The sequence below is a fragment of the Pantoea rwandensis genome, from assembly GCF_000759475.1.
Taxonomy (GTDB): Bacteria; Pseudomonadota; Gammaproteobacteria; order Enterobacterales; family Enterobacteriaceae; genus Pantoea; species Pantoea rwandensis_B.
Genome location: NZ_CP009454.1, coordinates 28,548 through 41,003, shown reverse-complemented (window position 1 = coordinate 41,003; position 12,456 = coordinate 28,548). Strand labels below are relative to the sequence as shown.

The following is a 12,456-nucleotide window of genomic DNA, read 5'->3' as shown; positions in this document are numbered from 1 at the left end:
CATCGTACGGTATTACGCGGTGCGGTCGCCCGGTCGCATAGTGGAAAGACCGCCCGGCACCTGCAGCGTCGGGGTAATTTCGATGTTACCGATGTTGACGGCGACCGGAGCCGACAGCGCAAAGGCCACGCAGTCTGCAATATCTTTGGCCTGCGGCAGTTCGAAGCCATCGATAAAGCGGCGGCGTGCGTCCTCGTGATCGCCTGAAACGTTGCCAAAGATGTCGGTGGCCACACGACCTGGGCAGATTTCGGTGATGCGCACACGTTTGCCATAGCAGTCCACGCGCAGCTGGCGTGACAGGGCATGTACCCCGGCTTTGGTGGCGTGATACACCGAGTTGCCGTTGAAGTTGTAGATGGCGGCAATCGAGGTGATGTTGAATACGTGGCCACGATCACGCGCCATCATGCCCGGTACCAGCAAGCGGCACAGGTGCAGCACAGCACGCAGGTTGACATCCACTTGTGTCTCCACCACGTTTTCGTCTGCCTCAAGAATCGAACCAGGATGAGAGAGACCTGCATTGTTGACCAGGATATCGATCTCCAGATCTTTGCACAGCGCAGTCAGCGCATTAACGTCGCTGACATCCACGGCATGCGGGATGCAGCCGGTGCGATCGGCCAGCGCGGCCAGCTGTTCCTTGCGACGCGCCACCGCGTGCACGGTGATCCCTTCTTTGCACAGGCGCTCAACAATCGCTTCGCCCATGCCAGCTGATGCGCCGGTCACCAGCGCGGTTTTGTAATCTGAAAATGGCATTTGTGTTTCCTCGTTTCGCCAGGGGTGTCTCCGGCGTATTGGGTCTTTTTTGACTTTATGCAGTTATGCCGCAAGGGCATAAGACATAAAAACTTTGAGGCGATAAGAGCCCCTTATAACCGGATCGATAATTAATTATCCGATTGAATAATAAGGATTTCTTCGTCGTATTCAACCACGGAACGTGTTTCAGGAGATAATGGCTGCACCCGCCCTTTGCAGGGGCTGAGCACCGGCACGTACAGTGGGCCAACCTGCACCATCGCCAGCAGATCCTGAGGTTCAACTTGCTGCCCCGGCTGGACAAAATCTTGCTGGCTGTGTGGATGGCGACGCAGCAACGTGCCGGGTAGCGGCGCGCCAATGCGATGCGTCACGGGCGGACACGCCTCCGTAGGGATCATCGTGGGGGATGTGAAAGAGGGCGGGGCAAACGTCAGACGCACCGACCACTGTTTGCCCTCTAACACCAGACTATTGAGGCCGGATCGTTGCATCTTGCGCGCCAACGCACGCAGCGTCGGCAGCGGTATCGCAGTTTTTTCCATGGGGTTCCCGTCAAAGCGAAACACGCCCGCCGCAGCGGGCAACAGACCGAATCAATCTAGCGCGTTCGTCAGACGGGCAGTAAGAGGGTTTCGCTTTGCGGTGATAAGCGGGTCTTATCCCACGAGGGTCAGTGGATGATTCTCCACGTTGCGGCGCGACATCAGCGACAGCAGAATCGATTTCACTGCTTCAGCAGGCTGGGACAGCGGCAGATGATCTGACATGCAGAACGACAGTGAGGCCTGCACATCCGGCTCGATGATCTTCGCCATCCAGGTATCGCCATTTTTCAGCATCGCGCGTGCGGCAGATTCCGGCATGATGGTGGTACCCAGGCCGGCACTCAGTGCCGCATTCAGGGTGGTTTGCGACTCAATTTCGCACTTCACGCGGTACTGCAGATTGTTCTGCACGAAGGCGTCATCCAGCACTTTGCGCATGATGTTGTAGATACGTGGCAGGAAAAGATCATATTGCGCGACCTGCGACAGTGGGATCTCTTTCACTGGTTTCGCCAGGCTGAACGGGCAAACGAAGCACAAATCCTCTTTCATCAGCGGCATGAAGCGCAGGCCATGGATGGTGCGATGATCGTAAATCACCGCCATATCCATGCGGCCGTTCATGATCAGCTCGCTCAGGGTGGTGCCGAAGTTTTCGTTAAAATAGAGCACGATGCCAGGATGTTGTTGCTGCACTTCCATCATCAGCGGCAGCGCCAGGTTTTGCGCCGCAGTGCCCGGTGCCAGCCCGACCGAGACGCTGCCGCTTAGCGCTGCACCAACCAGATCAATCGCACTTTGCGCCTGTTCGCACTGGCGCAAAATGGACTGTGCATGGGAATAGAGTGTTTTCCCGGCTTCGGTGGGCGTGACGCCGCGTTTGGTGCGAATCAACAGTTGTTGATTCACTTCACCTTCCAGCGTGGCCAGCTGTTGGCTTAACGCAGGTTGGGCAATATGCAGGATATCGGCAGCTTGCGTCAGGCTACCGACGTCAACAATTTTAACAAAGTACTTCAGGCGACGAAGATTCATGGGCACTTCCCTCAAACAGAACGCATATCCTCCTCAAGCAAAGTTGATGCCAGGATAAGCTTTCGTTATTGAACTCAGACAGGAGGTTACGGCTACCGGGCCTCCTGAGGCTGGTGCTGAGCTAGTGAGCCGCCGGCATGGCGGGTGTTGAAAAATGCAGCGCTGCACCGAATGAGTGCAGTTGACCCATCAGCATTGCCAATGACGGGCAAGGAAAATCGTGGGTTCGAGATGTGACTCGGGAAAGAAAGTAACACTTTATTAACATCCCGTCAGGCGTGCGGGCGTGACCTGTCGCGCAATTCTGAGTCAATCTGCTGCCTTTATGGCAGAAGTGTGCAGTCGGTCCAGTCATCGCTTTGTGTTATATCACCACAACAAAGCACTATTATCCGTGGCTTCGGCCCTAATCCTATGCTCAGGGAAAACTGACACCCCCCGAACCCAGGATTGACCATGCCCGAGATAGCCGATCGATTAAAGAATGTGACCGTTTCCGCCTCCGTTGCCATGACCCAAAAAGCGCGCGATCTCGCGGCGCAGGGCGTTGATGTGGTAGCACTTTCTACCGGCGAACCGGATTTCCCCACGCCGGAACATGCGATTGAAGCCGCCTACGCTGCTGCACGCGCGGGCGATACGCGCTATCCACCGACCGACGGTACGCCTGCGCTGCGCAAAGCCATCCAGCTGAAATTCAAGCGGGACAACCAGCTGGAGTATGACGTGAGCCAGATTCTCACGGCGGGTGGCGCGAAGCAGATCATCTTTAACGCCATCATGGCGACCATCAATCCGGGCGACGAAGTGGTGATCCCCACGCCGTCATGGATCAGCTATGCCGATATCGTGAAATTTGCTGGTGGCGTTCCAGTACCGCTGCCGTGTGCGCAGGAGAACGGCTTTAAACCGCTGCCAGCGGATCTGGATGCGGCGATCACTGACAAAACCAAATGGCTGCTGATGAACTATCCGAGCAACCCAACCGGTTCAGTGGCCAGCAAAGCCGAGCTACTGGCGCTGGGCGATGTGCTGTTGCGTCATCCGCAGGTGTGGATTATGACGGATGATATCTATGAGCATCTGATCTACGACGATGTGCGTTTTTATACCCTCGCGCAGGTTGAGCCACGCTTGTATGACCGCGTGCTGACGGTGAACGGTGTGTCGAAAGCTTATTCGATGACCGGCTGGCGTTTGGGCTTCTGCGGCGGTCCTGCACCGCTGATTAAAGCCATGAGCAACGTGAACACCCAGAACAGCGGTGGCGTCTGTACCCTGACGCAGGCGGCGGCGGTAGCGGTGCTGGAAGGCCCACAGGATCTGTTGCAGGAGCGTGCACGCATTTACCGTGAACGCCGTGATTACGTGCTGGAGCGTCTGACCTCGATTGATGGTCTGCGCTGCCATAAGCCAGAAGGCGCGTTTTATCTGTTTGTGAATATTGAAGGATTGATCGGCAAGACCAGTGCGGGGGGGCGCTTCATCAGCAACGATGCCGATTTTGTGCTGGCGCTGATTGAAGAGCAGCACGTCGTCACCGTACAGGGTGCGGCTTATGGTATGAGCCCGTACTTCCGTTTGTCCTATGCCACCAGCATGGAACGCTTAGAGACCGGCTGCGATCGCATCGCGGCGTTCTGCGCTGGCTGCCGTTAAGCGGAAAACGAGAAAATGGCTGCCGAAGGGCAGCCATTTTTATTTGGGCGATGAAAAAACGTTACTGAGCAAGCACTTCTGCCGCCGGTGCCACCTGATGGCCGCTGGCTTCGATTTCACTGCGTACGATGCTGGCGAGGGCCAATGAACCCGGCGTATCGCTGTGCACCAGGATCGAACGCGCGCGGACAGCTATCACTTCCCCTTCGAAGGTGGTGACAGTGCCATGCTGCAGGAACTGCCGCACGCGGGCACGCAGCGCCGTTTCCTCTTTGATCACCGAGCCAGCAATGCCGCGCGGCACTAAGCGCCCTTGAGCATCGTAGGCGCGGTCGGCGAGAAACAGCGTCAGGGTTTTCAAGCCCGCTGCCTGTGCCGCTCGCTCAATAATGGTATCGGGTTGTGCGAACACAATCAGATCCGCATTGATACGGGCAACGAGCGTCATGACCTGCTGCGCTAATGCCTCGTCGCGATTGACGATATTGCCCATCGCAGCGTGGAAGCTAAAGTGCGACACCTTCGTGCCTTCTGCGTGAGCAATCGCTGTCAGCGCGCCGAGTTGATAAGCGACCTGCTGGCAGATCTCTTCGACACTGAACGGCAGCTCGCGACGCCCAAAGCCCTGACGATCGGGCAAGCCAGGATGCGCACCAATGCCGACACCATTCTCTTTCGCCAGTCGCACCATTCGGGTCATGATCGCCGGATCGCCGGCGTGGAATCCACAGGCGATATTGGCTGAGGAGACCACTTTCATCAGCGCGGCGTCATCGCACAGTTGATAAACGCCGAAGCCTTCGCCCATATCGGAGTTCACATCAATCTTCATGGTTTGGGTTCCTTCGGAAAATTATGCGGTTAACGCTTTACGCAGCGGTGGGCAGCTCACACGTAAGCGGCTCAGCCAGCCTGCGACCTGTTGCTCGATGGCGATGGCCTCACGCGTATCGCTCTGGATCAGCTGGATCGATTGGCCGGGTAATACCTGTCCTAAACGCCACAGATCCTGCTCGATCACCCCGGCGATCTTGGGATAACCGCCCGCAGTGTTAGCATCGCTGAGCTGAATGATCGGCTCGCCGCCGGGCGGCACCTGCACAATGCCAGGTATGAGCCCGTAAGAACGCATCTCAATGGTTTGTGACGGGAAAATCGGATCGCCCGCCAGTCGATATCCGGTGCGATTGCTTTGATTGGAGACCTGCCATGATTGCTGCCAGAAGCGACCGGCATCGGCAGCAAACAAGGGATATTCGCCGGATGGAATGGCGCGCAACTGAATCTCACCTGCGCTGTTACGCGGGAAATGTGCACGCAGGGCGCTGTCGGGCGGCTCAATGCCGATACCGCTGGTGGGCAATGGGGAAGCCTGTGTTTCACCCAGCGCCAGGCGGTCGCCACGCTGCAGTGGGCGGCCTTCCAAACCACCAAAGCCGCCGCGCAGTGCCGTGCTGCGCGATCCCAGCACCATTGGCACATCAATGCCGCCTGCTATACAGAGATAACCGCGTGCGCCACTGCGCGGGTAACGCATTTCCAGCACCTGTCCGGCACGCACGCCGCAGCCCCACCAGGGCAGCAACGGCGCACCGTCTAAAGTGGCGCGACAATCCGCACCTGTTACCGCGATGCTGCTGTCCTGCAAAAAACGCACACGGAATGGGAACAACTGAACTTCAATGGCGGCGGCATTTTCTTCATTGCCGAGCAGCAGATTTCCGGCGCGCAGTGCCAGCGGGTCCATTACGCCGCTGACCGAGACACCCATATGGCGGAAGTTGAAACGCCCCAGATCCTGAACGGTGTTCAGGGCGCCGCTCTGTTCAATTTCGATCACAGTTCAATCCTCTGCGGCAGAAAACGGATACGATCGCCCGGTGCCATCAGCGCGGGGGACTCAGCCAGAGGATCAAACACTTCCAGCTCGGCAAAGCCGATGGCGTTCCAGCCGTTGGGGCCAGTCAGTGCAGAGACACCCGCCTGGGCGCCGCCAATGGTGACGGTGCCTTTCAACATGCTGAGCGATGGGACTTTCTTGCGTGGCGTGGCTAATTGCGGATCGAGTCCATGCAAGTAACCAAAGCCCGGCGCGCTGCCGAGAGCAAACACGATATATTCGCTCTGATGGTGACGGCGCACCACTTCGCGTGCGCTGAATCCGGTGTGACGACAAACCGCATCCAAATCGGTGGCGTGCTCGCCGCCGTAATAGACCGGGATTTCAATCAGTTTACCCTGCGGACTGATCGCCTGCGCTTGATCCCAGGCGGCATGCAGCGAGGCACGTATGGCCGCTTCGTCCTGGGGGATGTGTCGGAACAGCACCAGCAGATTGGTGACGCCGGGGATCAAGGCTTCAACCGCCTCATCCGCCTGCAGCAAACGTGCCAGTGACCAGATGCGGCGTTGAGCGGAGAGATCGAATCCGCCCGGTGCTTCCACCAGCCACGCGCGGGCACCGATGGTGGAGAGCGTAATCGAAGAGGAACAAGCCAGCGCAGAGGCGCTGGCGGGCTGGATATCCGGTTGCGACATCACGGGCATGATTATTCCAGTGGTTCAAATTTCAGGCTGGAGAGCGGCTGTACGCGCTCTTCGCGCACCATTTTGTATTCGGTATTTGGCCCAATCCAGGTGTTCCAGATTTTGTCGATGGTGCCATCGTCGTCCATCGCTTTCAGGCTGCTGTTAACGCTGGCCAGCAGGGCAGGTTCATCCTTTTTCATGCCGACACCAATCGGTTCCAGCGCCATCGGCTCTTTCACCATCGCCAGATTGATGCCGTCTTTTTTCGCCTGGGCGATGGTTTTCATCCCGGTCATGGTGTTAGTGACAAAGCCCACGGATTTGTTCTGCTCCAGCGCCAGGAAGGCGGAGGCAGAATCCTGGAAGGTGACGGCTTTACCGCCTTTGATGTGGATCGATTGCTCGGACGTGGTGCCCTTGGTGGCGCTGATGCGTTTGCCTTTGAAATAGTCCAGTGGTTTATCTGCCAGCGGCGCTTTCACCAGCAGCATCTCTTTCGCCACGTAGTAAGGATCGCTGAACTGGATCTGATTGCCACGCGTTTTGGTGTAGGCCAGGTTAGCAATCAACACATCGGCACGGCCGGTGGCGATCACCGCGATACGCGCTTCCACAGAGGTCGGCACCAAAGTCAGTTTGACGTTCATCTGCCTGGCCAGAGCGTTGCACAGGTCGATATCCATGCCTGCCAGCTGACGCGTTTGTGGATCTGGCGAAGAGAAGGGCGGTACGTCGGAGTAAACGGCGCATTTCAGTTCACCGCTCGATTTAATGTTCGCCATCATATCTGCCTGCGCCGCCGAAACAGCCAGCAACGGCAGCATTGCCAGGCCAAGGGTGGTCAGTTTTTTCATGGTCATGTGCATTCCCTCAAGGGTGGATACTGCTTAGGAGCGCAAAATCTCGCTTTTCTGGACTATATCGGCTTTGTTTTGCGGCGAAAAAGAGGGAAAGCGTGTTATGCAATAGGGAAATGATATGACCGATGGCGATAAGTTATTTCTATTCAGGCAGAGCGAAAAAGTGTTATCCAGCGCACATTTTTCTCCCTAGTGTCTTTCGCATTGTCCTCTGGCAATTTCCTGATTGCTCGAAGTAGAGAGAAGAGAAAGTATGAACCCCCGATTAGGCGTATTGCTGAAAATCTTTGCCGCACTCTGCGCCACATTAATGCTGGCCTGTGTAAAAGGGCTTAACGGTGCAATCCCCACTGGCGAAGTGATTTTTTTCCGCAGCTTTGTCGCCCTGTTTCCTCTGTTAATCTGGCTTAAAATACAGGGGAACGTGTTGGACAACCTCAAAACACGCAATCTGTTCGGCCATTTCATTCGGGGATTTTCGGGTACTGGCGGCATGTATTTCAACTATCTGGCGCTGGTGTATATCTCTCTGGCAGATGCCACCGCACTCAGTTACGCCGCCCCTTTATTCACGGTGATAATGGCGGCAATGCTGTTAAAGGAGCGCGTGCGCGTGTCCCGCTGGGTGGCAGTCGTGGTGGGACTCTCGGGCATTCTGATTATGCTCTCTTCCAGTCTTGCATCCAGCGGTGGCGTACTTGCTGGCAGTGCCAGCAGTGCTACGGCCAGTCTCGGCGTGGCGTTTGCATTGATTGCCGCGCTCTGTTCTGCGACATCTAATGTACAAATCCGCTTTCTGAACGGTATCGAAAAGCCGGGTGCGATTGTGTTTTATTTCTCATTGATGACCACCCTTATTGGCTTGGCAACGGCTTTCTTTGGCTGGGCAAAACCCACCGGCTTGCAGTGGCTGCTGTTGGTGGGCTGTGGTTTATTTGGCGGTCTGGCCCAGATTCTGGTGACGCTCAGCCTGCGCTATGCTGATGCCTCGCTGCTGGCACCGTTTGATTACACTACGCTGGTGTGGTCGATGCTGATTGGCTATCTGTTCCTCAATAGCCTGCCAGGCACGACAACCCTCTTCGGCGCATCGATTGTGGCACTGGCAGGAATCTTTGCGGTATGGCGGGAAAACCGTCAGCGCAAGTTGGCGATGGTGAGCAGTACGCCGTGATGCGGTGCAATTGCGGGTTGTTTAGCTGCGCGCTCAGCGAAAGACAGGCCACCATGGATGATGACCTTTGCAATTCTTCGCTGTCATGTTGGCACGTTACCGATAGACATCATCGATAATTTCCACCTGCTTGTTTTGCAGTGCTTCCGCCAGCCAACCGCGTTCCAGAGAACCGGTTTTCGCCAGCTCAAAGTTATGTTCATCGACGATCAAGTAAGCTTGTGCCGCTTCGAGAATGCGCGCGGCATCCTGGCGTGGAATGACGATCACCCCATCGGCATCGCCCAAAACGATATCACCCGGTGAAACGTGAATTTTACCGCAGGCAATCGGCACATTGATTTCGCCTGGACCATCTTTGAAAGGGCCACCAGGCGTGTGTCCGGCGGCATAAATCGGAAAATCCATGCGGGATAAGCCCTCAATATCGCGCACCGGACCATCCAGAACGATGCCTGCCATACCGCGCTGTCTGGCGTAAGTGGCCATCACTTCACCCATCAATGATTGGCTGCGGTCACCCTCATTCGACAGGATAATCACATCGTTCGGCCCGGCCATATCCAGCGCTTTATGCAACATCAGGTTATCGCCAGAGCGTGCCTTCACGGTAACTGCCAGGCCGCACATGATGGGGGCTTTAGGCGCAGTTTTCAGGCTGATCTCTGCGGATAGTGCAGGCAAGCGACTCATGCAGTCTGCCACTACCGCAGCGGGTAAACGGCGGAACGCTTCCAGTAAGGGCTCGGCATCGGAAGGGCGGCGTAAATAAATACGATTTCCTGCGGTCATTTTATTTCTCCTGTCAGGGTTATTAACTTGTAATCGATAAATGATGACCAGCGAATCTTGCCGGCTAATAAACTGAGTTTTATTTTCAGATGATCAGGGAATGGATAATTCACTGAATTCAGGAGAGTGTAAGGGATTAACGGTGTGTTACGAATACGGTGTTACAGCGAATAAAATCAGGATCACGAAATAATATTCCCACCTTATTTAAATCGCTGATTAATAATTTTATTGGATATTGTTATGGCTAAATACTTTTAAAGTATGGCTGAGCGTATTGCATATTATTTATTTAGCCCGCCGAAGAAGATATTCGGCGGGGAAGTGAATCAGGGTTTCAAATCACCGTACCAATAAGATGCCGTCACGCCACCATCCATCAGAAAATCACTGCCGCTGATATAGCCGCCTTCAGGCCCCATGATGAGGGCGGCCAGCGCGGCAACTTCGTCGGCGGTTCCGCCTCGGCCGACCGGTGATTTTGCCAGCATATTGCGATAGCCCGCACCGCGTGGGCCATTCAGTTCATCATTCGCCAGGGGCGTAAAGATGATGCCGGGGCTGATGCTGTTGACGCGCGCGCCACGCTGGCCCCATTTCGCCGCTTCGGCCATCACACGCAGAGCGTTGCCGCGTTTGGCATATTGATAGGCCAGCAAAGGATCGCTGAATGCGGTGTTCTGCAAAAATGGCAGGCTGAGCAAATCCTCAGTTGGCGTGATGGCTAACGCTTCGTTTTGTTCTACCGTGAGCGCAGGCAGTCGATGCCCGGATTGCGAAGCAATCACGATTCCGCAACCGCCTGACGCGATGTGCGGACCGAACTCTTCCAGCACCACGGCCGTACCGTAGAGATCGACCTGCAAAATGGTGGCGGGACTAGCCTGAGAAGGCGAGACACCCGCCGAATGAATCACACCTTTGATGGCGCCCAGTGCAGTGGCCTGCTGCACCAGATGTTGAATCGATTGACGCGAACTGACATCGACCTGGCTGGTTTCTACTGTAAAGCCTGCATCACGTAAGGTTTGTGCGGCGGCTGCGCAGTTTTCCGTGTTGAGGTCTGCCAGCAGCACGGTTTTACCCTGGCTCACGCGACGCGCGATAGCTTGTCCAATCGCACCTGCCCCGATAACCACCATCATCTCTTTCATTGTGTCTCCCGCCTTGAGTAATGAGTGATGCGGCAAGCATAGCGGGGAAGGCCTCTGATGACTGTAGGGGCAATTGGCATGAGCTTATGAATGCTGCTCATGGGTTATCAATCCCGGTACAATGCTGTTTAATCATTAAGCTGAAACAGCCGATGACTCAGAGTGACAAACGCAGGTTATTGCTGACCTCGGCAATCAATGAATTGGGCACTTCCTGATCACGAGCGAGAAGAGGCCACTGCGCCACAGTTTCGACTGTTTCATCAATGACCCGATCCAGATTGCGTTTGTTGAAGAGTGGGCTTATTTTTTCTAATGCGTAGAAGTCATTGCGGGTGAAATCATCGCGTTTACCATTCAATGTCATCCAATGGCTGTTAACCCACTTACTACCGGGTTTATAGCTGTAGGCCAGATCGTAAGCTGGAGCCAATTGCCATTTGTTGTCCTTCAGCATGAAAGCAAAGTTCTTGGCATGATCGTCATGGTTGCGTGCCACAATATTAAAGACCATCCTTTTTATTAGCTGTTCTGCATCACGCGCGGGAAGCTTGAGCTGTCGCGCTACGCTGAACAGCTCTGCATAAGAAAATGAGCCGGGCTTTTTATAATCGACATGGGCCAGTCCATTCAGAGTCTGTACATGGATTTTGTGATTTCCAATACGGTCAAAGCGCTGAGTTATGAAATGGCGCCGATGACCTTCCGACAATAATTGCGAATGCATCATCTCGATACCACAGGCTGTTGCCATTTGATAATAAACGTACTCCATGGCCCCAAATCCCAATGGATCACCAAAGGTTTCCTGACTGCGATTATGTTCACTCACGCCATCAAATTTCATCAAGTAGTGTGTGTAATCATCCGGGACCATGGCCTGACCAGACCGCACTTGGGTGAAATCTTTATTAAATGCGAGAACAGCTTTAGGCCTTGCTCCACCCGCACTCATGCCCACTGATAACAGCGAAAGCATGGCTTCACGATCCTCCTCTCCGTCTCGATGAAGCGTTGCTGAGAAGGCTCCTCGGGCATCAAGGATTTCCTGTGCGATAACGATAAGGGAGGCTATTTCAATCGGGTTTGAGGCATTGAGACTGCGAAGTTTTGTCGCTGGGGTGTACTCCAACGCACCCATACCGCGCTTGCCCGTGTATTGCAGCCGTTGCAATGGTGTAATGTCGCCAGGTTGTTTACCCTGGCCCGCTACCCAGGCATTGAGCACTGCGTTACCAAAATCATCTGGTAATGAGTCGGCAATCAAACCGGGTAGTCCTTTAAAGGTCGTAAACGCAAGCTCAGGGAAACTGTAGATTTGTGTTGCCAGCGGCATTTTGAGAGGAGAAAGTTCTATTCCTTGTTTGATAAAGTTGGGTGCATATTCAAATGCCCCCGATCCTTTTTCTAAATCGAAACTAACTGCGCCCACCTCTTGTTGTGCATAGGTAACATTGATAACTTCCATTACCATTCTGACGTTCCCTCCCTGAGCGGTTTATCTTTACGTTGCCCTGAAGCTCTACGCCTTTGTTTACCCTGCAACTTTGCAAGTTGAATCGGGGATATTTCCTGACGTGGCAGAAACAGCTCCAGCTTTTCTGTGAGCTCCAACGCTATCATGATGGCGATAAAGACATCGAACTGCGCTTTTCCTTTTTCAGCATTGAGCACAGACTTTCGTGCAATACCTGCGCGCTCAGCAACCTCAGTTTGCGTTAAGTCACGATTAAGACGGGCCTGCTTGAGTCTCTGGCCGATGTCCTCTGCCAGAGCGGATGCGGAAGGAGTAGTCATATCTTTAAAGTCCCAATAAAGACACTTTATCGTCTGTTAAGCGTTTAATGTCCTAATTATAGAACTCTATCGGATTATTGTCATGACAAGCGGATGCTTTATAAAGTCCCTTATATTGCACTTTATGTGACTCTAAGGGG

At 54.6% G+C, this 12,456-nt stretch carries 13 protein-coding genes; 2 read left to right on the top strand and 11 right to left on the bottom strand.

The annotated features are described in order from the left end of the window. Window positions 1–12: 12 nt before the first annotated feature. From LH22_RS00210 to nac, 3 genes are all read right to left on the bottom strand, one after another. On the bottom strand, window positions 13–765 hold the full coding sequence (locus tag LH22_RS00210; protein ID WP_038643522.1) for an SDR family oxidoreductase: 753 nt from the start codon (window positions 763–765) through the stop codon (window positions 13–15). Between the two features lie 131 nt (window positions 766–896). Then, window positions 897–1,313, bottom strand: a complete 417-nt coding sequence (locus LH22_RS00205) for an acetyl-CoA carboxylase biotin carboxyl carrier protein (RefSeq protein WP_038643521.1) — start codon at window positions 1,311–1,313, stop codon at window positions 897–899. Between the two features lie 114 nt (window positions 1,314–1,427). Beyond that, the gene (gene nac / locus LH22_RS00200) at window positions 1,428–2,351 is read right to left on the bottom strand and encodes a nitrogen assimilation transcriptional regulator NAC (RefSeq protein ID WP_034826712.1); all 924 of its coding nucleotides are present in this window, start codon (window positions 2,349–2,351) and stop codon (window positions 1,428–1,430) included. Between the two features lie 456 nt (window positions 2,352–2,807). On the opposite strand from nac, the gene LH22_RS00195 reads away from it, so the two are divergent. Continuing rightward, window positions 2,808–4,010, top strand: coding sequence for a pyridoxal phosphate-dependent aminotransferase (locus tag LH22_RS00195; protein WP_038643520.1), 1,203 nt, complete (start codon window positions 2,808–2,810; stop codon window positions 4,008–4,010). 61 nt (window positions 4,011–4,071) lie between these two features. Here LH22_RS00195 and LH22_RS00190 read toward each other — a convergent pair whose 3' ends face one another. Genes LH22_RS00190 through LH22_RS00175 form a run of 4 tightly spaced genes read right to left on the bottom strand, consistent with a single transcriptional unit; the run spans window position 4,072 to window position 7,399 of the window. Next, window positions 4,072–4,842 carry a 5-oxoprolinase subunit PxpA gene (locus tag LH22_RS00190; RefSeq protein WP_038643519.1) on the bottom strand — a complete coding sequence of 257 codons (771 nt, stop codon included), beginning with the start codon at window positions 4,840–4,842 and terminating at the stop codon, window positions 4,072–4,074. Window positions 4,843–4,863: 21 nt separating this feature from the next. After that, complete coding sequence (locus tag LH22_RS00185) at window positions 4,864–5,850, bottom strand: biotin-dependent carboxyltransferase family protein (RefSeq protein WP_038643518.1); 987 nt, start codon at window positions 5,848–5,850, stop codon at window positions 4,864–4,866. Then, on the bottom strand, window positions 5,847–6,548 hold the full coding sequence (gene pxpB / locus LH22_RS00180) for a 5-oxoprolinase subunit PxpB (protein WP_430905176.1): 702 nt from the start codon (window positions 6,546–6,548) through the stop codon (window positions 5,847–5,849). The genes LH22_RS00185 and pxpB overlap by 4 nt, the downstream gene beginning before the upstream one ends. A gap of 11 nt (window positions 6,549–6,559) precedes the next feature. Further along, entirely contained in the window at window positions 6,560–7,399 is an 840-nt protein-coding gene (locus LH22_RS00175) for a transporter substrate-binding domain-containing protein (protein WP_038643515.1), read from the bottom strand. Window positions 7,400–7,652: 253 nt separating this feature from the next. Here LH22_RS00175 and LH22_RS00170 point away from each other — a divergent pair, with 253 nt between their 5' ends. Continuing rightward, window positions 7,653–8,573 (top strand): DMT family transporter, encoded by a 921-nt coding sequence (locus LH22_RS00170; RefSeq protein ID WP_038643514.1) that lies wholly within the window; start codon window positions 7,653–7,655, stop codon window positions 8,571–8,573. Between the two features lie 96 nt (window positions 8,574–8,669). On the opposite strand, the gene LH22_RS00165 is transcribed toward LH22_RS00170, so the two are convergent. The 4 genes from LH22_RS00165 to LH22_RS00150 all read right to left on the bottom strand — a co-directional run bounded on the left by LH22_RS00165 (window position 8,670) and on the right by LH22_RS00150 (window position 12,316). Continuing rightward, window positions 8,670–9,365: an RraA family protein gene (locus LH22_RS00165; protein ID WP_038643513.1), complete on the bottom strand. Its 696-nt coding sequence runs from the start codon at window positions 9,363–9,365 to the stop codon at window positions 8,670–8,672. Between the two features lie 329 nt (window positions 9,366–9,694). Further along, window positions 9,695–10,519 carry an SDR family oxidoreductase gene (locus tag LH22_RS00160; protein WP_038643512.1) on the bottom strand — a complete coding sequence of 275 codons (825 nt, stop codon included), beginning with the start codon at window positions 10,517–10,519 and terminating at the stop codon, window positions 9,695–9,697. Window positions 10,520–10,676: 157 nt separating this feature from the next. Then, window positions 10,677–11,993, bottom strand: coding sequence for a type II toxin-antitoxin system HipA family toxin (locus tag LH22_RS00155; protein WP_038643510.1), 1,317 nt, complete (start codon window positions 11,991–11,993; stop codon window positions 10,677–10,679). Continuing rightward, window positions 11,987–12,316, bottom strand: a complete 330-nt coding sequence (locus tag LH22_RS00150) for a helix-turn-helix transcriptional regulator (RefSeq protein WP_038643509.1) — start codon at window positions 12,314–12,316, stop codon at window positions 11,987–11,989. The genes LH22_RS00155 and LH22_RS00150 overlap by 7 nt, the downstream gene beginning before the upstream one ends. Window positions 12,317–12,456 lie beyond the last annotated feature (140 nt).

What these genes read in the sequence shown, in the direction of transcription:
- LH22_RS00210 (WP_038643522.1), bottom strand. Translation starts at nt 765, where the DNA reads ATGCCATTTTCAGATTACAAAACCGCGCTGGTGACCGGCGCATCAGCT.
- LH22_RS00205 (WP_038643521.1), bottom strand. Translation starts at nt 1,313, where the DNA reads ATGGAAAAAACTGCGATACCGCTGCCGACGCTGCGTGCGTTGGCGCGC.
- nac (WP_034826712.1), bottom strand. Translation starts at nt 2,351, where the DNA reads ATGAATCTTCGTCGCCTGAAGTACTTTGTTAAAATTGTTGACGTCGGT.
- LH22_RS00195 (WP_038643520.1), top strand. Translation starts at nt 2,808, where the DNA reads ATGCCCGAGATAGCCGATCGATTAAAGAATGTGACCGTTTCCGCCTCC.
- LH22_RS00190 (WP_038643519.1), bottom strand. Translation starts at nt 4,842, where the DNA reads ATGAAGATTGATGTGAACTCCGATATGGGCGAAGGCTTCGGCGTTTAT.
- pxpB (WP_430905176.1), bottom strand. Translation starts at nt 6,548, where the DNA reads ATGTCGCAACCGGATATCCAGCCCGCCAGCGCCTCTGCGCTGGCTTGT.
- LH22_RS00175 (WP_038643515.1), bottom strand. Translation starts at nt 7,399, where the DNA reads ATGACCATGAAAAAACTGACCACCCTTGGCCTGGCAATGCTGCCGTTG.
- LH22_RS00170 (WP_038643514.1), top strand. Translation starts at nt 7,653, where the DNA reads ATGAACCCCCGATTAGGCGTATTGCTGAAAATCTTTGCCGCACTCTGC.
- LH22_RS00165 (WP_038643513.1), bottom strand. Translation starts at nt 9,365, where the DNA reads ATGACCGCAGGAAATCGTATTTATTTACGCCGCCCTTCCGATGCCGAG.
- LH22_RS00160 (WP_038643512.1), bottom strand. Translation starts at nt 10,519, where the DNA reads ATGAAAGAGATGATGGTGGTTATCGGGGCAGGTGCGATTGGACAAGCT.
- LH22_RS00155 (WP_038643510.1), bottom strand. Translation starts at nt 11,993, where the DNA reads ATGGTAATGGAAGTTATCAATGTTACCTATGCACAACAAGAGGTGGGC.
- LH22_RS00150 (WP_038643509.1), bottom strand. Translation starts at nt 12,316, where the DNA reads ATGACTACTCCTTCCGCATCCGCTCTGGCAGAGGACATCGGCCAGAGA.